This is a genomic window from Micromonospora sp. H33 (assembly GCF_052068455.1).
GTDB lineage: Bacteria > Actinomycetota > Actinomycetes > Mycobacteriales > Micromonosporaceae > Micromonospora.
Map to the genome: position 1 here is coordinate 82,411 of NZ_JBQHDE010000006.1, position 21,805 is coordinate 104,215.

19 protein-coding genes are annotated in these 21,805 nt (G+C 72.7%); 7 read left to right on the forward strand and 12 right to left on the reverse strand.

All coding sequences use genetic code 11. The features are described 5' to 3' along the window. Positions 1-130: 130 nt before the first annotated feature. Entirely contained in the window at positions 131-1,510 is a 1,380-nt protein-coding gene (locus ACTMS0_RS16095) for a cation:dicarboxylate symporter family transporter (RefSeq protein ID WP_441155997.1), read from the reverse strand. Positions 1,511-1,669: 159 nt separating this feature from the next. On the opposite strand from ACTMS0_RS16095, the gene ACTMS0_RS16100 reads away from it, so the two are divergent. Together ACTMS0_RS16100 and ACTMS0_RS16105 are read left to right on the forward strand one after the other, a co-directional pair. Beyond that, positions 1,670-3,256, forward strand: coding sequence for an ATP-binding protein (locus tag ACTMS0_RS16100; RefSeq protein WP_441155998.1), 1,587 nt, complete (start codon positions 1,670-1,672; stop codon positions 3,254-3,256). Next, the gene (locus ACTMS0_RS16105; protein ID WP_441155999.1) at positions 3,253-3,936 is read left to right on the forward strand and encodes a response regulator; all 684 of its coding nucleotides are present in this window, start codon (positions 3,253-3,255) and stop codon (positions 3,934-3,936) included. Before ACTMS0_RS16100 ends, ACTMS0_RS16105 begins: the two co-directional genes overlap by 4 nt. Positions 3,937-3,971: 35 nt before the next feature. On the opposite strand, the gene dnaE is transcribed toward ACTMS0_RS16105, so the two are convergent. Together dnaE and ACTMS0_RS16115 are read right to left on the reverse strand one after the other, a co-directional pair. After that, positions 3,972-7,505 carry a DNA polymerase III subunit alpha gene (gene dnaE, locus ACTMS0_RS16110; RefSeq protein ID WP_441156000.1) on the reverse strand — a complete coding sequence of 1,178 codons (3,534 nt, stop codon included), beginning with the start codon at positions 7,503-7,505 and terminating at the stop codon, positions 3,972-3,974. Between the two features lie 177 nt (positions 7,506-7,682). Then, positions 7,683-9,272 carry a LamG-like jellyroll fold domain-containing protein gene (locus tag ACTMS0_RS16115; RefSeq protein ID WP_441156001.1) on the reverse strand — a complete coding sequence of 530 codons (1,590 nt, stop codon included), beginning with the start codon at positions 9,270-9,272 and terminating at the stop codon, positions 7,683-7,685. Between the two features lie 172 nt (positions 9,273-9,444). On the opposite strand from ACTMS0_RS16115, the gene ACTMS0_RS16120 reads away from it, so the two are divergent. The 3 genes from ACTMS0_RS16120 to ACTMS0_RS16130 all read left to right on the forward strand — a co-directional run bounded on the left by ACTMS0_RS16120 (position 9,445) and on the right by ACTMS0_RS16130 (position 10,989). Further along, a complete protein-coding gene (locus ACTMS0_RS16120) occupies positions 9,445-9,786 on the forward strand; it encodes a PadR family transcriptional regulator (protein WP_441156002.1) in 342 nt (113 codons plus the stop codon). Further along, positions 9,783-10,730 (forward strand): HAAS signaling domain-containing protein, encoded by a 948-nt coding sequence (locus ACTMS0_RS16125; RefSeq protein ID WP_441156003.1) that lies wholly within the window; start codon positions 9,783-9,785, stop codon positions 10,728-10,730. Before ACTMS0_RS16120 ends, ACTMS0_RS16125 begins: the two co-directional genes overlap by 4 nt. Positions 10,731-10,848: 118 nt before the next feature. Then, positions 10,849-10,989, forward strand: coding sequence for a hypothetical protein (locus tag ACTMS0_RS16130; RefSeq protein WP_441156004.1), 141 nt, complete (start codon positions 10,849-10,851; stop codon positions 10,987-10,989). A 137-nt stretch (positions 10,990-11,126) separates the two neighbouring features. On the opposite strand, the gene ACTMS0_RS16135 is transcribed toward ACTMS0_RS16130, so the two are convergent. The 3 genes from ACTMS0_RS16135 to ACTMS0_RS16145 all read right to left on the reverse strand — a co-directional run bounded on the left by ACTMS0_RS16135 (position 11,127) and on the right by ACTMS0_RS16145 (position 13,054). Then, positions 11,127-11,876, reverse strand: coding sequence for a YebC/PmpR family DNA-binding transcriptional regulator (locus ACTMS0_RS16135; protein ID WP_441156005.1), 750 nt, complete (start codon positions 11,874-11,876; stop codon positions 11,127-11,129). Positions 11,877-12,097: 221 nt separating this feature from the next. Continuing rightward, positions 12,098-12,394 carry a hypothetical protein gene (locus ACTMS0_RS16140; protein ID WP_441156006.1) on the reverse strand — a complete coding sequence of 99 codons (297 nt, stop codon included), beginning with the start codon at positions 12,392-12,394 and terminating at the stop codon, positions 12,098-12,100. A gap of 3 nt (positions 12,395-12,397) precedes the next feature. Then, complete coding sequence (locus ACTMS0_RS16145; protein ID WP_441156007.1) at positions 12,398-13,054, reverse strand: NADPH-dependent FMN reductase; 657 nt, start codon at positions 13,052-13,054, stop codon at positions 12,398-12,400. A gap of 103 nt (positions 13,055-13,157) precedes the next feature. On the opposite strand from ACTMS0_RS16145, the gene ACTMS0_RS16150 reads away from it, so the two are divergent. Next, positions 13,158-14,009, forward strand: coding sequence for a helix-turn-helix transcriptional regulator (locus ACTMS0_RS16150; protein WP_441156212.1), 852 nt, complete (start codon positions 13,158-13,160; stop codon positions 14,007-14,009). Between the two features lie 152 nt (positions 14,010-14,161). On the opposite strand, the gene pdxT is transcribed toward ACTMS0_RS16150, so the two are convergent. From pdxT to pgsA, 6 genes are all read right to left on the reverse strand, one after another. Next, the gene (pdxT, locus tag ACTMS0_RS16155) at positions 14,162-14,767 is read right to left on the reverse strand and encodes a pyridoxal 5'-phosphate synthase glutaminase subunit PdxT (protein ID WP_441156008.1); all 606 of its coding nucleotides are present in this window, start codon (positions 14,765-14,767) and stop codon (positions 14,162-14,164) included. Positions 14,768-14,841: 74 nt separating this feature from the next. Then, a complete protein-coding gene (gene pdxS, locus ACTMS0_RS16160; RefSeq protein WP_441156009.1) occupies positions 14,842-15,759 on the reverse strand; it encodes a pyridoxal 5'-phosphate synthase lyase subunit PdxS in 918 nt (305 codons plus the stop codon). Positions 15,760-15,896: 137 nt separating this feature from the next. Continuing rightward, positions 15,897-16,400: a hypothetical protein gene (locus ACTMS0_RS16165; protein ID WP_441156010.1), complete on the reverse strand. Its 504-nt coding sequence runs from the start codon at positions 16,398-16,400 to the stop codon at positions 15,897-15,899. 79 nt (positions 16,401-16,479) lie between these two features. Then, positions 16,480-17,640 (reverse strand): glycosyltransferase family 4 protein, encoded by a 1,161-nt coding sequence (locus ACTMS0_RS16170; protein WP_441156011.1) that lies wholly within the window; start codon positions 17,638-17,640, stop codon positions 16,480-16,482. A 16-nt stretch (positions 17,641-17,656) separates the two neighbouring features. Then, positions 17,657-18,592 carry a phosphatidylinositol mannoside acyltransferase gene (locus tag ACTMS0_RS16175; RefSeq protein WP_441156012.1) on the reverse strand — a complete coding sequence of 312 codons (936 nt, stop codon included), beginning with the start codon at positions 18,590-18,592 and terminating at the stop codon, positions 17,657-17,659. Positions 18,593-18,614: 22 nt separating this feature from the next. Continuing rightward, on the reverse strand, positions 18,615-19,250 hold the full coding sequence (pgsA, locus tag ACTMS0_RS16180; RefSeq protein WP_441156013.1) for a phosphatidylinositol phosphate synthase: 636 nt from the start codon (positions 19,248-19,250) through the stop codon (positions 18,615-18,617). Between the two features lie 251 nt (positions 19,251-19,501). On the opposite strand from pgsA, the gene ACTMS0_RS16185 reads away from it, so the two are divergent. Then, the gene (locus ACTMS0_RS16185; RefSeq protein ID WP_441156014.1) at positions 19,502-21,655 is read left to right on the forward strand and encodes an elongation factor G-like protein EF-G2; all 2,154 of its coding nucleotides are present in this window, start codon (positions 19,502-19,504) and stop codon (positions 21,653-21,655) included. Positions 21,656-21,805: the final 150 nt, after the last annotated feature.

Here is a 21,805-nt window from a genome sequence, read left to right on the forward strand (position 1 = left end):
GCCCGGCCCGTCCGCGAACCGTGCGCCGATGAGCAAAGGGGCCCACCCGCCGTCGGCGGACGGCCCCTTCGCGACGACCGCGCGCCGGCCGGACCCCGTCCGGCCGGCGCCCGGGGCGGTGCGGCCGGACTCAGGCCGTGGCGCCGGTCAGCGCCGGCTCCGGCCGGTCCGACCGATCCGCCGGCTCGGGCCGCTCGTCGTCCTCGTCGAGCATGCTGGCCTCGTCGAACGGCCGTTCCCCGCTCAGCACCGCCCGTGCCTGGGTCCGGTCGAACTCCCCGGTCCAGGTGCCGATCAGGACCGTGGCGACCGCGTTGCCGGCGAAGTTGGTCAGCGCGCGGGCCTCGGACATGAACCGGTCGATGCCGACGATCAGCCCGACGCCGTCGAGCAGGTCCGGACGGTGGGACTGGAGCCCGCCGGCCAGGGTCGCCAGGCCGGCGCCGGTGACGCCGGCGGCCCCCTTGGACGCGATGACCATGAAGACCAGCAGGCCGATCTGCTCACCGATCGCCATCGGCTTGCCCATCGCGTCGGCGACGAAGAGCGCGGCCATCGTCAGGTAGATGGCGGTGCCGTCCAGGTTGAAGGAGTAGCCGGTCGGCACGGTGATGCCGACGACCGGCCGGCTGATCCCGACGTGCTCCATCTTGGCGATCAGCCGCGGCAGCGCCGACTCCGACGACGAGGTCGACACGATCAGCAGGAACTCCCGGCCCAGGTACCGCAGCAGGCTGAGGATGTTGATCCGCGCCACGAACCACAGCAGCGCGCCGAGCACCACGAACACGAAGACCAGGCAGGTGGCGTAGAAGCCGAGCATGATCTGCGCCAGGCTCTTCAGCGCGTCCAGCCCGGTGGCGCCCACCACGGCCGCCATCGCGCCGAAGGCGCCGACCGGGGCGACCCACATGATCATCGCGAGGACCTTGAAGACCAGCCGCTGGATCACGCCGACCGCCCGCAGGACCGGCTCGCCGCGGGTGCCGAGGGCCTGGACCGCGAACCCGACCAGGAGGGCGACCAGCAGCGTCTGCAGCACCTCCCCCTCGGTGAGCGCCGAGAGCAGCGAGGTCGGAATGACCCCGAGCAGGAAGTCGACCGTGCCGCCGCTCTCCCCGTCCGCCGCCGCCTGGCCGGCGCCGGCCGTCTCCGCGCCGAGGCTCAGCCCGGCGCCGGGCTGGATCAGGTTGCCGACCACCAGGCCGATGGCGAGGGCGACGGTCGACATCAGCAGGAAGTAGCCGAGCGCGAGGCCGCCCACCTTGCCGACCTTCGCCGCCTGCCGGACGGATCCGACACCGAGGACGATCGTGCAGAAGATGACCGGGCTGATCATCATCTTGATCAGCGCGATGAAGCCGGTCCCGAGCGGCTTCAGCGCCTTGCCGAACTCCGGGGCGACGAAGCCGACGACGACGCCGGCGATCGCGGCGACGATGACCGCGATGTAGAGGTAGTGGGTGCGGTCCCGGCGCCGGGGCCGCGCGATGGTGGTGGCGGTGTCCATGCCCACAATGTGAACCAGGTCTCAACGCCAGTCAGCGTTGCGGTCATTCTGTTCATCCCCGGGACTCGGCGCGGACATCCGGACCTGACGGGTGCGCAACACTTGCGGCGCGGCCGCAACCGTGCGGCGGCGCAGCGGCGGCCCGGCGAGGAGGTGGACGTGGCCCGACGCCAGTGGAGCATCGCGGGGCAACTGTTCGCCCTCCAGGCCGTCGTGGTCACGCTGCTCGTCCTGGCCGGCGCGGCCGGCGCGGTCTGGCTCGCCCGGGTGGACGCACGGCAGGCGGCGGAGGAGGAGGTGCTCGCGGTGGCGCAGACCGTCGCCCGCTCCCCCGACGTGCGGGCGGCGCTGGCCTCGGCCGACCCGGTCGCCCGTCTCCAGCCGTACGCGGAGGCCACCCGGGTGGCGACGGGCACCGACTTCGTGGTGGTGATGGCCCCCGACCGGACCCGGTACTCGCACCCCAGCCCGGAGCGGATCGGCCAGCCGTTCATCGGCGACATCGGGCCGGCCCTCACCGGCCGCCCGCTCGTCACCACCAACGTCGGCACGCTCGGCGAGTCGGTGCGCGCGGTGGTTCCGGTGTACGACGAGGACCGCCGTGTCGTCGGCCTCGTCTCGGTCGGCATCACCACCCGGGCGATCAACCGCAAGCTGCTCGGCCAACTGCCGGTGCTGCTCGGCGCCGCCGTGCCGGCGCTGGCCCTCGCGGCCACCGGTTCGTGGCTGCTCAGCAGGCGGCTGCGCCGGCAGACGCACGGCCTCGGGCCGGCGCAGATGACCCGGATGTACGAGTACTACGACGCGGTCCTGCACTCGGTGCGGGAGGGCCTCGTCGTGCTGACCACGGACCGCCGGGTGGCGCTCGTCAACGACGAGGGGCGCCGGCTGCTCGGGCTCGACGGTGCGGCGCCGGTGACCGACCGGCCGGTGGCCGGGATCGACCTGCCCCCGGCCGTGGCCGAGCTGCTCGGCTCCGGGCGGGAGACGCACGACGAGCTGGTGCTCGCCGGTGACCGGGTGCTCGTGGCCAACCAGCGCACCGCCCGCTTCGAGGGCCGGGCCCACGGCACCGTGCTGACCCTGCGCGACCAGACCGACCTGCGGGCGATGGCCAGCGAGCTGGACTCGGTCCGCGGGCTCACCGAGGCCCTCCAGGCGCAGACCCACGAGGCGGCGAACCGCCTGCACACCGTCCTGACGATGGTCGAGCTGGGCCGCACCGACGAGGCCGTCCAGCTCGCCACCCGGGACCTGACCATGGCTCAGCAGTTGACCGACCGGGTGGTCGGGGCGGTGACCGAGCCGGCCCTGGCCGCGCTGCTGCTCGGCAAGTCGGCACAGGCCGGCGAGCGGGGCGTGGATCTGGTGATCGAACCGGACTGCCGGCTCGAGGACAGTCCCCTGCCGGCGGCCGACCTGCTGACCGTCGTCGGCAACCTGGTCGACAACGCGCTGGAGGCGGTGGCGGGCACACCGCCGCCGCGCCGCGTACGGGTCTTCGTCGGCACCGCCGGCGACGAGCTGGTGATCCGGGTCGGCGACAACGGCCCGGGGCTGGAACCGGACCGGGTGGCGGACGCCTTCCGGCGCGGCTGGTCGACCAAGAGCTCGGGCCGGGGCCTCGGCCTGGCGCTGGTCGGCCAGGTGGTCCGCCGGCACGGTGGCAGCTCCGACGTCCGCCGCTCCGACGAGGGCGGCACTCTCTTCACCGTCCGGCTGCCGGTCGGGGGCGGCCGGTCATGACCGACATCCGGGTGCTGGTGGTGGAGGACGAGCCGCTGCTGGCCGAGGCGCACAAGGCGTACACGGAACGGGTGCCCGGCTTCGTGGTGGTCGGCGTCGCGTACACCGCGCAGGAGGCGATGGCGGCGCTGCGCCGGGACGACGGCACCGGGATCGACCTGGTGCTGCTCGACTTCCGGCTGCCCGACCTGCACGGCCTGGACGTCTGCCGGGCGCTGCGGGCGGCGGGCAGCGGCGTCGACGTGCTCGCGGTGACCTCCGCCCGGGACCTGGCGGTGGTCCGCACGGCCGTCTCCCTCGGGGTGACGCACTACCTGCTCAAGCCGTTCACCTTCGCGGCCTTCCGCGACAAGCTGGAGCGGTACGCCGACTACCGCCGGCAGGCGCTCGCCGACGGTGAGGTCGCCGCGCAGCACGAGGTGGACCGCATGTTCGCCACCCTGCGCGGCCCGGCGCGCCACACCCTGCCGAAGGGGCTGGACGAGCAGACCCTCGGCACCGTGCTCGGCGCGCTCTCCGACCGGGCCGGGCTCTCCGCGACCGAGGTCGGGCAGCGCACGGGCATCTCTCGGGTGACCGCCCGGCGGTACCTGGAGTACCTGGTCGACGTCGAGCGGGCGGCGCGCACCCCCCGGTACGGCACGCCGGGGCGCCCGGAGATGGAGTACCGGGCGGTGTGACCGCCGCGCCGGCACCGGCCGGCGGGTGGCCGCCGTCAGCTGACGTTGGCCGGGCCGAGGACGCTCTTGAGGTCGGCCATCAGGGCGGGGGTGCTGGCCACCCGGAACGGGCCGAGCCGCAGCGTGGTCACCTTGCCGCCGTTGAGCAGCTTGACGTGCACCTCGGCGTCGCCGGGGTGCAGCACCAGCGTCTCCTTGAGCCGTTCGACCAGCGGCGGGGTGCAGCGGGTGACCGGGATGGTGAGCGTGACCGGCTTGTTGGCCGGGTTGCTGCTGATGTCCGGCATGGACATGTCCATCGCCATGATCCGCGGGGTGTCGTCGCGACGGTCGACCCGCCCCTTGACCACCACGATCGCGTCCTCGGCGATGTACTGACCGATCACCTCGTACGTGTTGGGGAAGAACAGCGTCTCCACCCCACCGGCCAGGTCCTCCAGGGTGGCCGACGCCCACGCGCGGCCCTGCTTGGTGACCCGCCGCTGCACGCCGGAGAGGATCCCGGCGAGCGTGACCACCGCGCCGTCCGGGACGGTGCCCTCCTCCGAGAGCGCGGCGATCGTGCAGTCCGCCGCGGCGCCGAGCACGTGCTCCAGGCCGAACAGCGGGTGGTCGGAGACGTACAGGCCGAGCATCTCGCGCTCGAAGGCCAGCTTGTCCCGCTTGTCCCACTCCCCCTCGGCGATGGTCGGCATCACCGTGGTGCTGGCGGCGGAGTCGGTGTCGCCGAACCCGGCGCCGAACAGGTCGTACTGGCCGACGGCCTCCTTGCGCTTCACGTCGGCGTACGCGTCGATGGCGTCGGCGTGCACCGCGAGCAGGCCCTTGCGCGGGTGCCCCAGCGAGTCGAACGCGCCCGCCTTGATCAGCGATTCGATGGTCTTCTTGTTGCAGACGACCGCGTCCACCTTGGACAGGAAGTCGTAGAAGTCGGCGTACTCGCCCTTCTCCTCGCGGCAGCGCCTGATCGCGCTCACCACGTTGGCGCCGACGTTGCGGATCGCGGCGAGGCCGAAGCGGATGTCCTTCCCGACCGGGGTGAACGGGCCGGCCGAGGTGTTCACGTCCGGCGGGAGCACCTGGATGCCCATCCGGCGGCACTCCGACAGGTAGAGCGCCATCTTGTCCTTGTCGTCGCCCACCGAGGTGAGCAACGCCGCCATGTACTCGGCCGGGTAGTTCGCCTTGAGGTAACCGGTCCAGTACGACACCAGGCCGTACCCGGCGGTGTGCGCCTTGTTGAACGCGTAGTCGGCGAACGGGACCAGGATGTCCCACAGCGTCTGGATGGCCTCGTCGGAGTAGCCGTTGGCCCGCATGCCGTCGCGGAACGGCACGAACTCCTTGTCGAGGACCTCCTTCTTCTTCTTGCCCATCGCGCGGCGCAGCAGGTCGGCCTGGCCGAGCGAGTAGCCGGCGAGCTTCTGCGCGGCGCGCTGCACCTGTTCCTGGTAGACGATCAGGCCGTACGTCGGGCCGAGGATCTCCTCCAGGGGCTCGGCCAGCTCCGGGTGGATCGGGGTGATCTCCTGCTGGCCGTTCTTGCGCAGGGCGTAGTTGGTGTGCGAGTTGGCGCCCATCGGGCCGGGCCGGTAGAGGGCGAGGACCGCGGAGATATCCTCGAAGTTGTCCGGCTTCATCAGCCGCAGCAGCGAACGCATCGGCCCGCCGTCCAGCTGGAAGACGCCGAGGGTGTCGCCGCGGGCCAGCAGCTCGTACGTGGGCTTGTCGTCCAGCGGCAGCTTGAGCAGGTCGACGTTGCGGCCGTGGTTGCTCTCGATGTTCTTCAGCGCGTCGTCGATGATGGTCAGGTTGCGCAGGCCGAGGAAGTCCATCTTCAGCAGCCCGAGCGATTCGCAGGTCGGGTAGTCGAACTGCGTGATGATCGCCCCGTCGGCGTCCCGCCGCATGAGCGGGATGTGCTCGACGATCGGCTCGGCGGACATGATGACGCCGGCGGCGTGCACGCCGGTCTGCCGGATCAGCCCCTCGATGCCGCGCGCGGTGTCGATGACCTTCTTGACGTCCGGATCCGACTCGTAGAGGCCCCGGATCTCGCCGGCCTCGGCGTAGCGGGGATGCTTCGGGTCGAAGATGCCGGTGAGTGGGATGTCCTTGCCCATCACGGCCGGCGGCATCGCCTTGGTGATCCGGTCGCCGACCGCGTACGGGAAGCCGAGCACCCGCGCCGAGTCCTTGATCGCGGCCTTCGCCTTGATGGTGCCGAAGGTCGCGATCTGGGCGACCTTGTCCTCGCCCCACTTCTCGGTGACGTACTTGATGACCTCACCGCGCCGACGCTCGTCGAAGTCGATGTCGACATCCGGCATCGAGACGCGCTCGGGGTTGAGGAACCGCTCGAAGATCAGCCCGTGCGGGATCGGGTCCAGGTCGGTGATGCCGAGGGCGTACGCGACGAGCGAGCCGGCGGCCGAGCCACGGCCCGGACCCACGGCGATGCCCTGGTTCTTGGCCCACTGGATGAAGTCGGCGACCACGAGGAAGTACGACGGGAAGCCCATCTGGATGATGACGCCCAACTCGTACTCGGCCTGCTTGACGTGTCCCTCCGGGACGCCGTCCGGGAAGCGGCGGGCAAGCCCCTTGAACGTCTCCTTACGGAACCAGGACTCCTCGGTCTCCCCCTCGGGCACCGGGAAGCGCGGCATCAGGTTGTGGAACTCGAACATGCCGGCCGGGTCGACCTTCTCGGCGACCAGCAGAGTGTTGCGGCAGCCCTGGAGCCAGATGTCGGAGGTGTCGACGGCGCGCATCTCGTCCGCGGACTTGATGTAGTAGCCGCTGCCGTCGAACCTGAACCGATTGGGGTCGGCGACGTTCGCGGCGGTCTGCACGCAGAGCAGCACGTCGTGCGCCTCGGCCTGTGACTCGTGCGTGTAGTGGGAGTCGTTGGTGACCACCGGCGGGATGTCCAGCTTGCGGGAGATCTCCATCAGCTCCTGGCGGACCCGGCGCTCGATGCTGATGCCGTGATCCATGATCTCCAGGAAGAAGTTCTCCTTGCCGAAGATCTCCTGGTACTTGGCCGCGGCCTTCAACGCCTCGTCGTACTGGCCCAGCCGCAGCCGGGTCTGCACCTCACCCGAGGGGCAGCCGGTGGTCGCCATCAGCCCCTCGGCGTGCTCGGCCAGCAGTTCCGCGTCCATCCGCGGCCACTTGACGAAGAACCCCTCCGTGTACGACCGGCTGGTGAGCTTGAACAGGTTGTGCAGGCCGATCCTGTTCCGCGCCCAGATGGTCATGTGCGTGTAGCCGCCGCTGCCGGAGACGTCGTCGCTCTTCTGCTCCGGGCGGCCCCACCGCACCCGCTGCTTGTGGAACCGCGACTCCGGCGCCACGTACGCCTCGATGCCCAGGATCGGCTTCACGCCGGCGGCCATGGCCTGCTTGTAGAAGTCGTTCGCGCCGTGCATGTTGCCGTGGTCGGTCATCGCCACCGCCGGCATTCCCTGGCGGCTGACCTCGGCGAAGAGGTCCTTGAGCCGGGCGGCACCGTCGAGCATCGAGTACTCCGTGTGCACGTGCAGATGCGCGAACGAATCGCCCATGCGTGGCGCCCCCCGGGTTGTGGATCAAGCGGTGTCGGAGTCGACCGACCTACCCTACCGACGCCGGCTGACGGCCTCCACCGTCCGCGCCGGAGGTGGTCCGCATCTCGTACACGGCGACGGCGCGGCCGGCGAGGGCGCGGGCACCGCCGGGTACCCGCACCCTCGCCAGGGGTGTCAGACCCGCTGGGCGTCGAAGAGCGCCCGCACGTCCGCCGAGCTCATCGCGCCCTGGTACGCGCCCAGGTCGTCCACCTGGCCGTACAGCCACCCCTCGGGGCCGGCTGGGGTGCTCACGCGCCCGGCCAGCAGCGAACCGGTCGCCTGCCGGGGCTGCCAGGCGGCGTCCAGCGCCACCGACTGAACGAGGGTGCCGTCGACGTGGAGCAGCACCCGCCGGTGGGCGGCGTCGAGCACCACGACCAGGTGGTGCCACAGGTCGGCGTCGAGTGCCGGGGCGGCCGCCACCGCGGCGGCGCCGCCGTCCGCGCCGGTGCCGTCCGCCGGCACCACGAGGGTCCAGCGCCCGCCGTCGACCGGCTCCCAGCCGAGGCGGAACGCGTGGCCGCCGGCCGCGTCCTGGGACAGCACGGTCTGCGTGCCACGTGACGGCTCGAGCCGGGCCCAGGTGGAGAGGGTGAACGACTGGTCGGTACGCAGCACCGGCGCGTCCTCCCAGACCGGGTTGGCCGGCTCACCGCGGTTGGCCTGGCTGCGGGCGTACTCCCGGGTGGCCTCGCCGTAGTGCGGATCCGACGGGTCGTCGATCCAGTGCGTCCCGTCCAGGGTGAGGACGCTGCCCCACCGCCCGGCGTCGATGTACGCCCCCTGGGTCAGGTAGAGCTGTCGGCCGAAGGCGGTGCTGTCGGGGGCGGAGCAGAGGGTGGGGTCGTCGATCGACTCGTCGTAGCACGGGATCGCGTTCTCGAAGTTCCACTTGCCGACCTGGATCGGCTTGAGGAGACCCGGCTCGTCAAAGCCGCCGGACCCTGGGTCCGAGGCGCGCCAGCCGGTGAAGTCCTGGACCACGAGGGCCCGGTCGTACACTCGGGCGCCGGCCAGGTTGCCCCGCCACCAGGTGGCGTCACCGCGACCCAGGCGGAACTCGCCGGCGGGGTCGTTGACGCCGGTTACACCGGTCTGCGTCGCCTCGGCGACGCCGTCGACCCAGAGTGTGAGGGTACGCGCGGCGGCGTCGTGCACCACCGCGATGTGGGTCCAGAGGCCGACCCGCGGCGCCGAGGTGGAGCGGGCGACGGACCACTTGGCGCCCTTGCCGGTCTTCGTCGGCATCCGGACCTGCCACCGGTCGGAGGCCTTGTCGTAGCCCGCCGAGAACGTGGCGTGCCCGGAGCTGGCCTTGCTGAGGAAGTCCCGGCTGACGGACGTGTCGGTGAGGCGGACCCAGGCGGCGACCGAGAAGGTGCCGGAGCTGTCCAGCGTGGCGGACGCCGCGGACAGGTACGACGACACGCCGTCGAACGCGGGTGCCTCTCCCCCGACCAGCCGGGCATCCTGCTCCCATCCGATGCCGACGGGCGTCAAGGGGGTGTCACCACGGACGGCGGGCTGGCTGTCGGCGAACGCCTGTTCCCGGGTGATGCCGGGGTACGTCTCCACCGACCAGTAGGCGGTCGGCGGGGCCGGACGGTCGATGGTGGTGGTGCGCGGTGCCGCCTCCGCGGCGCCGGCGGGCAGGAGGGCGGCGGCCACCGCCAGGGCAAGTGAGCTGGTCCGGGCACGGCCGGACGAGAAATAGCTGGTCATAACACCTTTCCCCGCTGAAGTCCGGCCGACCTGTCCCGAGTGGATCCACGCGCGTCCGGCCGGTTCGCCCGGCCAGTGTCACAGGGCGGTGCCAGCGCCGCGACCCCGTCGCCATCCCGACACAATGATGGGCCTTGGACAATAGTGTGTGCCGCACAGTATCGTGTGATGCATGGTCAGCGATGAGATCCTCCGGACCCACCTCCAGGAGCTGCGCCGGGGCACCGTCGTGGTGGCGAGCCTGGTCGCCCTGCGCCGTCCCGACTACGGCTACGCGCTGCTGCAACGCCTGACCGACCACGGCTTCCCCGTCGACGCCAACACGCTCTACCCGCTGCTGCGCCGTCTCGAGGACCAGGGGCTGCTGACCAGCGAGTGGAACACCGAGGAGAGCCGGCCGCGCAAGTTCTACCGGACCAGCCCCGACGGCGCGGCCGTCCTCGACCGGCTCCTCGCCGACCTGTCCGCCGTCCAGACCTCCATGACCGCCCTGCTCGAAGGAGTCGACCGATGACCACGCTGACCGACCGCTACGTCGCCGCGACCCTGCGCTCGGTGCCGGCCGCGCGGCGCGGGGAGATCGCCACCGAGCTGCGCGCCTCGATCGAGGACATGATCGAGGGCCGGGCGGCCGCCGGGGAGGCCAGCGCCGCCGCCGAGCGGGAGGTGCTCACCGAGCTGGGTGACCCCGCACAGCTCGCCGCCCGGTACGCCGACCGGCGCCTGCAGCTCATCGGCCCCACCTACTACCTGGTCTGGCAGCGGCTGCTCGTCACGTTGCTCAGCATCATCCCCGGCATCGTCGGCGTGGTCGTCGGCGTGGTGGAGGCCACCGCCGGCGACAACCCGGGCGGCGCCGTCGGGGCCGGGATCGTCGCCGCCTTCCAGACCGCGGTGCAGATCGCGTTCTGGGTGACGGTGGTCTTCGCGGTGCTCGAACGGCTGGGCACCCCGCTGAACCTGCCCGACTGGACCGTCGACGACCTCCCCGACGAGCCCGTCGAGCGGGACGTCACGCTCACCGACACGTGCGCGTCGCTCGTCGCGCTGGTGCTGACGGCCGCGTTCCTCGTCTGGCAGCACTTCCAGACGCTGGTTCCCGCCGGCAGTGACCAGCTGGCGATCCTCGACCCCGCACTGTGGACGTCCTGGCTGCCGGTCCTGCTCGCGGTGATGGTGGTCAGCGTCGGCCTGGAGCTCACCAAGTACCGCATCGGCCGCTGGACCTGGCCCCTCGTCGCGGTCAACGCCCTGCTGCACCTGACGTTCGCGGTGCCGGTGATCTGGCTGCTGCTCACCGACCGGCTGCTCAACCCCGAGTTCGTGGCCCGGATCCCCTGGCTGCGGGACGGCGACAACCTCGACACGGTCGCGACCGGCGTCGTGGTCGGCATCGTGGCCATCGTGATCTGGGACGTCATCGACAGCGTGGTCAAGGCGCTCCGCGCCCGCCGCTGACGGCCTACTCCCGCCCCGGCCCGGCACTCACGGGGGTGCCCGGCCGGCGCACGGCGGCACGGAGTGGATCACGAGGGCCGGTGGCCCGGCGGGCCAGGGGCCGCCGCAACCTCGGCGCGTGTTACCCGTCGGCGCCGGGCCGCAGGGCGCCGGCCCGGGCCGCCGCCACCTGTTCGCCCGATTCGTCGGCTGCACCCGTCCGGCCGTGTCCGCCGCAGCCCGCGGCCACCTCAACCAGCTCCTGCGCCGCCGGTCCTGACACGATCCACTCGATGCCGGCGGCATCGCGGCGTCCCGCACGGCCGGAAAGCCCGATGCCGGCGGCACGGAGTGGATCACCCAGACAGAAAATCGCGCCGGACGACAAACGTCGTCCGGCGCGATTGGCGTCCCAGGTCAGCCGACGGCGGCCATGATCTCGTCGCTGACGTCGAAGTTCGCGTAGACGTTCTGCACGTCGTCGCAGTCCTCCAGGACGTCGATCAGCTTGAAGATCTTCCGGGCGCCCTCCTCGTCGAGCGGGACGTTGACGCTCGGGATCAGCGAGGACTCGGCCGACTCGTACTCGATGCCGGCATCCTGGAGCGCGGTGCGGACCGCGATCAGGTCACCCGGCTCGGAGACCACCTCGAACGCCTCGTCGAGGTCGTTGACCTCCTCGGCGCCCGCGTCGAGGACGGCCATCATCACGTCGTCCTCGGTGGTGCCGGTCTTGGGGACGATCACCACGCCCTTGCGGGAGAACATGTACGACACCGAGCCGGCGTCGGCGAACGAGCCGCCGTTGCGGGTCAGCGCGGTGCGCACCTCGGTGGCGGCGCGGTTGCGGTTGTCGGTGAGGCACTCGATCAGCAGCGCGACGCCGTTCGGGCCGTAGCCCTCGTACATGATCGTCTGGTAGTCGGCGCCGCCGGCCTCCAGGCCGGAGCCGCGCTTGACGGCACGATCGATGTTGTCGTTGGGGACCGAGTTCTTCTTGGCCTTCTGGATGGCGTCGTAGAGCGTCGGGTTGCCGGCCGGGTCGCCGCCGCCGGTGCGCGCCGCCACCTCGACGTTCTTGATCAGCTTGGCGAACATCTTGCCGCGCTTGGCGTCGATGACCGCCTTCTTGTGCTTGGTCGTCGCCCACTTTGAGTGGCCGGACATCAGCTACCTCCGTTGCTACCCGCCGTCTGCATCGACCGCACCGCACACGCCCCGCTCCCGCCGGCGCACGCGGAGGTGCCGGTCAGCTCTGGCGGAAGGCGGGCAGATGGCCCTGCCGAATCTCGGCAATCCTACCGGTGACCGGCGGGCGAGCGGCAGCACCGCACGGTGCCGGCCCGCCCCGGGCGGCCCGAACAGGCACAACGGGGCGGGCCGGGTGGTCATTCCCCGAAGCCGTACGACCCGACCGCGGTGAATCCGGAGGTGCTCCGCTCCTCACAGCGGGCCTCGAGCCCGGCACGGTACCGGCGGAACGACTCCAGCTGCGGCAACGGTCCCGGCAGCTCCGGCGCCAGGGCGATGTCCACGAAGCTGCGCCCGTCGTCCAGTTGCAGCGTCACGAAGCGAAACCCGGCCGGCCGGGTCCCGGCCAACTCGGCGTAGACGGCACGCAGGAGGGTCAGGTGCGTGGTGACCTGCTCGGGGCGGACCCGGTACTGGATGACGATCGTCTCCACCGCTCACCCCACCAGCTCGGGACGGCGGTCGGCGGCCGCCTCGGCGGTGCGCAGCGCGGTCGTCCACGTCACGATTTCGGTCAGCATCGTCGTGAGCGACTGCTCCCGCCCGTCTTCGGGGTCGAGCCGGGCCGGGTGGGTCGGGTCGCCCGGCGGTGCGCCGGAGAAGTCGAAATCGGTGAAGAGCCCCAGCGACACCCGCGTCGGTACGACCACGACCCGCACCTCGCCGAGGACGGTCTGGAGGTGGTCGCCGGCCCGGGTGCCGCCCTGCACGCCGTAGGTCAGCACCCCGGCGACCTTGCCGTTCCACTCGGCGTACAGGTAGTCGACGGCGTTCTTCAGCGCGGCAGGGATCGACCGGTTGTAGTCCGGGGTGACGAACAGGAAGGCGTCGTACCCGCCGACCACGCCCGCCCAACGCCGGGTGTGCGGGTTGCGGTAGTCGCCGAACAGCGCCGGCACCGGCTCGTCGAGCAGCGGCAGGCCCTGCTCGGCCAGGTCCACCAGCTCGACGACGGCGTTGCCGTCACGAACGGCCGGGTGCCGGGACGCAACCTGGGACACCCAGCCGGCGACGGCGGTGCCGCGCCGGCCCGGTCGGGTGCTGCCCACGATCACGCCGATCCGAACCGGCCCGGAGGTCTGTGTGTTCTGCATGACCTGAGCCTCGCGCCGGACCGGACGGGTGGGGAGGCCGTCGCGAGGGTGGCCCCGGCAGGGACACCCTTCATCGGGTGTCCGGTGTCAGACTGGGCCGGTGATGGACGGAGAGCTCGGCGCGTTCCTGCGCAGCCGGCGGGAGGCGCTCCCGCCCGGGCGGGTCGGCCTGCCCGAGGGGCCCCGACGCCGCACACCGGGGCTGCGCCGCGCCGAGCTGGCGACGCTCGCGCAGGTGAGCGTGGAGTACCTGACCCGCCTCGAACAGGGCCGCGACACCCGCCCGTCGCCGGAGATCCTCGCCGCGCTCGCCGACGCGCTGCGGTTGGACGACGCCGACCGCGAGCACCTCCGCCAGCTCGCGGCCGCCCACCACAGCCGGCAGCTCTGCCCGCGCGGGCGCACCGCGGTCACGCGTACGGTCCGGCCGTCCGTCCGCGCGCTGCTCGACGCCCTCCGCGACGCGCCGGCGCACGTGGCCAACCGGCTCGGCGACATCCTGGCGTGGAACGACCCCTTCGACCGGGTCGCCCGGCCGCTGGGCCTGCTCGACGGCTCCCGCCCCAACCTGACCTGGTACGTCTTCACCGACGAACGGGCGCGGGAGGCGTTCGCCGACTGGGCGGGGACGGCCGACCACCAGGTCGCCGAGCTGCACCGGCTACGCCAGGGCGACCCGGCCACCGACGAGTTCGCCGACCGGCTGGTCCGCACAGTGGGCGCGCCGTTCGCCGACCGGTGGCGGCGGCGCCCGGTGCCGGCGGCGCGCCACGGGGTCCGCGAGCTGCGCCACCCGCACGCCGGGCCGCTCCGGCTGGCCTACGAGACCCTCGCCGTCGGCGACGCGCCCGACCAGTGGCTCGTCGTGCAGCTGCCCGCGGAGGCGGTGACAGCCGCCCGCCTGGACCAGCTCCTGGGCCGCGTACCCGGCCGCCTGCGCGCCGTCGCCGGCTGAGCGGTCCCGCACCCCGCACCCTCTCCTGGTCCCGCGCTCCGCGCCCGCTCCCGTTGATCAAGAGGTTTGCGGGCGGGAGAGGGCTCTCTCACCCCGAAAACCTCTTGATCGACAAGCGCCGGGGCCCGGCGGACGCGCGGGGCTGTGCGGGCTCAGGCCGCGGTGCGGACCAGGTTGACGAAGTACGCGTGCAGGCGTCGGTCGCCGGTCAGCTCGGGGTGGAACGACGTGGCCAGCAGGTTGCCCTGCCGGACCGCGACGATCCGCCCGGCCGCCGGGCCCTCGGTCACCGTGCCGAGCACCTCGACGCCGTCGCCGACGCGCTCGACCCACGGCGCCCGGATGAACACCGCGTGGAACGGCCCGCCGTCGACGCCGGCCACGTTCACCGGCGCCTCGAACGAGTCGACCTGCCGCCCGAACGCGTTGCGCCGGACGGTCATGTCGATGCCGGCGAAGCCGCGCTGGTCGGGCCGGCCGTCGAGCACCTCACCGGCCAGCATGATCATGCCGGCGCAGGACCCGTACACGGGCATGCCGCCGGCGATGCGCTTGTCGATCGGCTCGCGCAGCTCGAAGATGTCGACCAGCTTGCTGATTGTGGTGGACTCGCCGCCGGGGATGACCAGGCCGTCGACCGCCTCCAGCTCCTCGCGGCGCCGGACCGGGCGGGCGTCCGCGCCGGCCGCGGCCAGTGCGGCGGCGTGCTCGCGGACGTCGCCCTGCAAGGCGAGCACACCGATCACGGGTGCCGTCACGTTCGCTCCTTCCGAGTGTTAGGAAGGGGCCCCTGCTCTACCGCAGGCGTTAACAAGGGGCCCCTCCTTTCACGTCACCAGCCGCGGTCGGCCAGGCGGTGCGGCTGCGGGATCTCGTCGACGTTGATGCCGACCATCGCCTCGCCGAGGCCGCGGGAGACCTTGGCCAGCACGTCCGGGTCGTCGTGGAAGGTGGTGGCCTTGACGATCGCGGCGGCGCGCTGGGCCGGGTTGCCGGACTTGAAGATTCCGGAGCCGACGAAGACGCCCTCGGCGCCGAGCTGCATCATCATGGCGGCGTCGGCCGGGGTGGCGATACCACCGGCGGTGAACAGCACCACCGGCAGCTTGCCGGTCTCGGCGACCTCCTTGACCAGCTCGTACGGTGCCTGCAGCTCCTTCGCGGCGACGTACAGCTCGTCGGCCGGCAGCGACTGGAGCCGGCGGATCTGCTTGCGGATCTTGCGCATGTGGGTGGTGGCGTTGGAGACGTCACCGGTGCCGGCCTCGCCCTTGGAGCGGATCATGGCCGCGCCCTCGGTGATCCGGCGCAGCGCCTCACCCAGGTTGGTGGCGCCGCAGACGAAGGGGACGGTGAAGGCCCACTTGTCGATGTGGTTCTCGTAGTCGGCCGGGGTCAGCACCTCGGACTCGTCGACGTAGTCCACGCCGAGGGACTGGAGGATCTGCGCCTCGACGAAGTGGCCGATCCGGGCCTTGGCCATCACCGGGATGGAGACGGCGTTGATGATGCCGTCGATCATGTCCGGGTCGCTCATCCGGGAGACGCCGCCCTGGGCGCGGATGTCGGCGGGCACCCGCTCCAGCGCCATCACGGCGACGGCGCCGGCGTCCTCAGCGATCTTGGCCTGCTCGGGGGTGACCACGTCCATGATCACGCCGCCCTTGAGCATCTCGGCCATGCCGCGCTTGACGCGAGCGGTGCCGGTGACGGGGGTGGCCGTGGTGTTGTGGGAGGTGGTTTCGGGCACGGTTCATCGCTCCTAGAGACGTGCTCGGGGGTGGCTGCGGAAATGCTACGACCGGGCCAACGCGCGTCCGACAGCCAATCAGACCCACGGTGGCCTGCTCTGTGGCAGGCGTCACGGGTCGGGCGGCGGGCGCGCGCTCAGCCGGCGGGGACGTCGGCGGGTGCGGTCAGCGTCGGGTCGTCGATGTCGAAGTAGCGCGGCCAGGGCTGCCGCCGCCCCATCCGCAACAGGCGCACCAGCGGTCGGCTGCGCGCCGCGCGGGCGTCGCGGACCAGGTCGGTGTGGACCTGCCGGGCCAGCGCCAGCCGCCGGCTCGCGGCGATCACGGCCTCAGCGTCCGGATCGCCCGGGTCGAGCTGCACCGAGCGCAGCTGGCGGGTGAGGTCGTTCTCGGCGGCCTCCCGCTCGTCGGGGCGGGCGTCGAGCGCGATCCGCGCCGCCGCGTACAGCTCGACGCCGTAGCGGCGTTCGGCGAGGACCGCGGCGGCCGCCGCGCGGCGCAGCAGGTGGGCGTCGAGCGCGCGTGCGGCCGACTCCGCCCGTGCCTGCAGCCGGTCGACCCGGCCGGCGGTCCACACGAGGTACGCCGCCACCAGCCCGACGACCAGCGTCGCGCCCACCACCCACCACATGCCCGGCATCGTAGTGTCGCTCCGTTTCCGTCTCCGCCGGCCACGGCCGGCCGACCGCCGGCCTCTCCGGTACCACCGGCCCCGCCGGTCAGCCCAGCCCCACCCACTCCTGGTCGATGACCCGGCCGTCGGTGGCCTCGATCGCCGCTGCGTATACCTCCAGAACCCGTCGGGCAACCACGGGCCAGTCGAAATTCGCCACCACCTGGTCGCCGCAGGCGGTCAGCGCGGCCCGCGCGTCCGCGTCGTCCAGCAGCTCGACCAGGGCCGTCCGCAGCGCCGTCGGGTCTCCGGTGCGGAAGAGCCGGCCGGCCCGGCCGCCGTCGAGCACCCGCCGGAACGCGTCGAGGTCGCTCGCGACGACGGTGGTCCCGGCCGCGAGCGCCTCGGTGAGGATCATCCCGAACGACTCGCCGCCGGTGTTCGGCGCCACGTAGAGGTGGGCGCTGCGCAGCATCCGGGCCTTGTCCGCCTCGGAGACCAGGCCGAGGAAGGTGACGCGGTCGCGCAGCTCGGCCGGGAACTTCTCGTACAGGTCGTCGGAGTCGCCCGGCCCGGCGACGAGCAGCCGCAGCCCGGGGCGTTCGGGTGCGAGCTGCAGGAACGCGTCCCGCAGCACCGGGAAGCCCTTGCGGGCCTCGGTGAACCGGCCGAGGAACCCGATCGTGCCGCCCCGGCCCGGAGCGCACTCCCCCGGCCAGCCGGACAGCGGCTCGGCGTCGGTGAACTTCGCGACGGCCACCCCGTTCGGGATCTCCACCGCCCCGCCGTCCATGTGCTCGACCTGCACCTTGCGGGCCAGGGCGCTGACCGCGATCCGGGCGGTGATGCGCTCCAGCACGATCTGGAGAACGCCCTGCGCGGCGGCGAGGACCCGGGACCGGGTCATCGCGGTGTGGAAGGTCGCCACCACCGGCCCGCGGGCGCAGAGCACGGCGAGCATGGACAGGCTGAGGGTCAGCGGCTCGTGCACGTGCAGCACGTCGAACTCACCCCGGGTGATCCACCGGCGGACCCGGGCGGTGGAGACCGGACCGAAGGCGATCCGGGCCACCGAGCCGTTGTACGGCAGGGGCACCGCCCGCCCGGCCGGCACCACGTACGGCGGCAGCGGCGAGTCCTCGTCGGCCGGGGCGAGGACGCTCACCTCGTGCCCCAGGCCGATCAGCGCCTCGGCGAGGTCCATCACGTGGTTCTGCACGCCGCCCGGTACGTCGAAGGAGTACGGGCACACGATGCCGATCCGCACGTTGGCGCCCTTTCCCTCAGACCTGTCCCGTAGCCGGCGAGGGCTGGGCCGCGCCGTCCGCTGTCGCGTGCTGCTGGTCCAACCACATCCGCTGCAACATGTGCCAGTCTTCCGGATGGCGGGCGATGCCCGCCGCCAGACCGTCGGCGATCCGCTGGGTCAGCGCCCGGACCCGCACGTCCAGCGGGCCCTCCTCCGGACCGGGCACCGGCAGCGGCCCCTCGATCGAGGCGCGCGCGGCGTCCGGCTCGTACCACAACGAGGCGACGTAGAGCGGGGCGCCGGTGCGCAGCGCGAGCAGCGCCGGACCGGGGGGCATCCGGGTGCGGGCACCGAAGAACTCCACCTCCACGCCGCGCGCCGAGAGGTCCCGGTCGGCGAGGAGCGGAACGACCGCGCCGGCCCGGACCCGGTCGACCAGCACGTCGAAGGCCGGCCGGTCCCCGCCGTGAGTGGGCAGGATCTCCATGCCGAGACTGCGCCGGAAGGTGAGGAACCGCTGGTAGACGCCCTCCGGCTTGAGCCGCTCGGCGACCGTGGTGATCGGCCAGCCCATCGCCGCGACCCAGGCGCCGGCGGCGTCCCAGTTGCCGGCGTGCGGCAGCGCCACGACCGCCCCCCGGCCGGTGGCCACGTCGGCGGCCAGCACCTCCTCGCGGTCCAGCCGGAACGCGGCGAGGATCTCCGTACGGCTCAGCGCCGGCAGGCGGAACGCCTCCAGCCAGTACCGGGCGTACGAGCGCAGGCCGGCACGGACCAGCTCGTCCAGCTCGGCCTCCGGCACGTCGGGACCGACGACGCGGCGCAGGTTGGCGCGGAGTCGGGCCGTACTCGGGCCGCCGCGACGGTGGGCGCGGTCGGCGCCCGCCCGGAAGGCCGCGGCCGCGACGGGCCGGGGCAGCGCGCGGACCGCACGCCACCCGGCGAGGTAGCCCAGCTCGGTGAGGGTCACCGGCGCGAGCCCCGCGCGGCCCTCACCCCTGCCCGCCCGACGCGGTGGGGACCTGCTGGGACTGCCGGTACACGTGGGTCATCCGCTGACCGACCGTGAAGATCGACACGGCGGCGAGCAGCCAGAGCGCGACCGGCAGCGCGACCGGCAGGCCGAGGCCGGCCAGCAGGCCGCCGACGCCGACGATGAGGAGCCGCTCGGTGCGCTCGGCGATGCCCACGTTGCAGGTCATGCCAAGCCCCTCGGCGCGGGCCTTCACGTAGGAGACGAGACTGCCGGCGGCCAGGCAGACGAGGGCCGCCGCGACACCGGCGTGATCGCCCTCGGTGGCCAGGTAGTAGGCCACGGCGCCGAAGACCGCGCTGTCGGCGACCCGGTCCATGCTCGAGTCGAGGAACGCCCCGAACCGGGTGGAGCCGCCGCTCATCCGGGCCATCGTCCCGTCGAGCAGGTCGGTGAGCGCGAACACCGTCACGATCAGCGCCCCGGCGACGAGGTCGCCGCGGGCGCCGAAGCCGAGCGCGCCGACGAGCACGCCGAGGGTGCCCGTCACGGTGACCGCGTTGGGGGTGACGCCCGCGCGGAGCAGGCGGCGCGCGAGCGGTTCGACGACGCGGGTCATGCCCGCGCGGGCCGTCACTTGGAAGATCTTCGCCATGGCGGTCCCACGATAACGGTCCCCGGGCCAGCGGCGATACGGCCGGTCAGGTGACCCGCGCGGCGAGGCTTGTGCCGCCCGGACATCGGGTGTCTGATCGACCCAGGAAAGGTGAGCCAGCTCACCGGTCCACCGGTCCCGTTCCCGCTTGGCAGCAGACCACCGGAGGATATCGCCGCGCACCCGCCCCGGGCCGCTCCCCGTCGCGCGCGGCGGTCGCCACCAACCACCGGCTGAGGGAGGTGCGCCCCATGGCGCAGAAGAGTCAGGAGAAGGGGGTCACCGGCGGCGTGCCGGTGGTGACCGACCCCGGCAGGGTCCGCAACGTGGTGCTCGTCGGCCACTCCGGTGCCGGCAAGACGACACTGGTCGAGGCGCTGCTCGCCGCGACCGGCACGATCGGCCGCGCCGGAAGCGTCACCGACGGCACCACGGTCAGCGACCACGACCCCGCCGCCGTACGCCAGCAGCGGTCGGTGAGCCTGGCCTGCGCGCCCCTCATGCACGACGGGATCAAGGTCAACCTGCTGGACACCCCGGGGTACGCCGACTTCGTCGGTGAGCTGCGGGCCGGGCTGCGGGCGGCCGACACGGCGCTCTTCGTCGTCTCCGCGGTCGACGGGATGGACGCCGCCACCGCCGCCCTGTGGGAGGAGTGCGCCGCCGTCGACATGCCCCGGGCGGTCGCCGTCTCCCGGCTGGACCACCCGCGTGCGGACTTCGACGAGGCGGTGGCGCTCTGCCAGCGGGTCTTCGGCGACAACGTGCTCCCGCTCTACCTGCCGATGCTCGGTGACGACGGCATCTCCACCGTCGGCATGCTCGGGCTCATCACGCGGCGGGTCTTCGACTACACCGGCGGCCTGCCCGCGGACGTACGCGAACCGGACCCGGAGCACCTGCCGGCGATCGCCGAGTCCCGCAACGAGCTGATCGAGGGGATCATCGCCGAGAGCGAGGACGAGACCCTCATGGACCGGTACCTCGAGGGCGAGGAGATCGGCACCGACATCCTCATCGAGGACCTGGAGAAGGCGGTCGCGCGCGGTCACTTCTACCCGGTGGTGCCGGTATGCGCGGAGACCGGGGTGGGGCTCGACGCCCTGCTGGAGGTGCTCACCGCGGGCTTCCCGTCGCCGCTGGAGCACGACGTGCCGGCGGTGGCCGGGGTGGACGGCACGCCCCACCCGCCGCTCACCTGCGACCCCGACGGACCGCTGGTCGCCGAGGTGGTCAAGACGACCATCGACCGGCACGTCGGTCGGGTCTCGCTGGTGCGGGTGTTCTCGGGCACCCTGCGCCCGGACCAGACCGTGCACGTCTCCGGGCACGGCATGGCCGACCGGGGCCACCCCGACCACGACGCCGACGAACGCGTGGGGCACATCTACTCGCCGCTCGGCGCGACGCTGCGGGAGGTGGGCCTCTGCGTGGCCGGCGACGTCTGCGCGATCACCAAGTCGGGCAGCGCGGAGACCGGTGACACCATCTCCGCGAAGGAGGACCCGCTGCTGATCGCGCCGTGGGAGATGCCGGAGCCGCTGCTGCCGGTGGCGATCGTGGCCCGCAGCCGCTCGGACGAGGACGCGCTCGCCCGCAACCTGGCCCGGCTGGTGGCCGGCGACCCCACCCTGCGGCTGGACCGTAACCCCGAGACCCACCAGCTGGTGCTCTGGTGCATGGGCGAGGCGCACGCCGACGTGGTGCTGGAGCGGCTGCGGACCGGCGGCGTGGAGCTGGACACCGAGCCGGTGCGGGTGGCGCTGCGCGAGACGTTCACCGTGCCGGCCAAGGGGCACGGCCGGCACGTCAAGCAGTCCGGCGGCCACGGCCAGTACGCGGTCTGCGACATCGAGGTGGAGCCGCTGCCGCCCGGCGCCGGCTTCGAGTTCGTCGACCGGGTGGTGGGCGGCGCGGTACCGCACAACTACATCCCGTCGGTGGAGAAGGGGGTCCGCGCCCAGATGGAGCGCGGCCTGGTGGCCGGCTGCCCGGTGGTGGACCTGCGGGTGACGCTGTTCGACGGCAAGGCGCACAGCGTGGACTCCTCCGACGCGGCGTTCCAGACCGCCGGGGCGCTGGCGCTCAAGGACGCGGCCGAGAAGGGCCAGCCGGCGCTGCTGGAACCGGTCGACGAGGTGGTCATCCGGGTGCCCGACTCGTCGGTGGGCGCGGTGATGGGCGACCTGTCCGGCCGGCGCGGCCGCGTACTCGGCACCGAGCCGGACACCACCGCGGAGGGCCGCACACTGGTGCGCGCCGAGGTGCCGCACACGGAACTGCTCCGGTACGCGGTGGAGCTGCGCTCGATGACCTCCGGCACCGGCACCTTCCGGCGCACGTTCGTCCGCTACGAGCCCATGCCCACCCACCTGGCCGACCAGATCCGCAAAGAACACACCTGACCCACCCCCGTCCCCGCCCCACCCGCCCCCGCCGGCCCGCGCCCGCGCCCGCCGACGCGCGCGCACTTTCAGAGAAAGAGTGCGTATTGCGCGCCGGATGACCACTCTTTCGCTGAAAGAGGGGCAGTCGGAGAGGGAAGAGGCGGCCAC

Coding starts and splice junctions, on each gene's coding strand:
- ACTMS0_RS16135 (WP_441156005.1), bottom strand. CDS start 11,876: ATGTCCGGCCACTCAAAGTGGGCGACGACCAAGCACAAGAAGGCGGTC.
- ACTMS0_RS16105 (WP_441155999.1), top strand. CDS start 3,253: ATGACCGACATCCGGGTGCTGGTGGTGGAGGACGAGCCGCTGCTGGCC.
- dnaE (WP_441156000.1), bottom strand. CDS start 7,505: ATGGGCGATTCGTTCGCGCATCTGCACGTGCACACGGAGTACTCGATG.
- ACTMS0_RS16120 (WP_441156002.1), top strand. CDS start 9,445: ATGGTCAGCGATGAGATCCTCCGGACCCACCTCCAGGAGCTGCGCCGG.
- ACTMS0_RS16115 (WP_441156001.1), bottom strand. CDS start 9,272: ATGACCAGCTATTTCTCGTCCGGCCGTGCCCGGACCAGCTCACTTGCC.
- ACTMS0_RS16185 (WP_441156014.1), top strand. CDS start 19,502: ATGGCGCAGAAGAGTCAGGAGAAGGGGGTCACCGGCGGCGTGCCGGTG.
- ACTMS0_RS16145 (WP_441156007.1), bottom strand. CDS start 13,054: ATGCAGAACACACAGACCTCCGGGCCGGTTCGGATCGGCGTGATCGTG.
- ACTMS0_RS16125 (WP_441156003.1), top strand. CDS start 9,783: ATGACCACGCTGACCGACCGCTACGTCGCCGCGACCCTGCGCTCGGTG.
- ACTMS0_RS16150 (WP_441156212.1), top strand. CDS start 13,158: ATGGACGGAGAGCTCGGCGCGTTCCTGCGCAGCCGGCGGGAGGCGCTC.
- ACTMS0_RS16095 (WP_441155997.1), bottom strand. CDS start 1,510: ATGGACACCGCCACCACCATCGCGCGGCCCCGGCGCCGGGACCGCACC.
- ACTMS0_RS16165 (WP_441156010.1), bottom strand. CDS start 16,400: ATGCCGGGCATGTGGTGGGTGGTGGGCGCGACGCTGGTCGTCGGGCTG.
- pgsA (WP_441156013.1), bottom strand. CDS start 19,250: ATGGCGAAGATCTTCCAAGTGACGGCCCGCGCGGGCATGACCCGCGTC.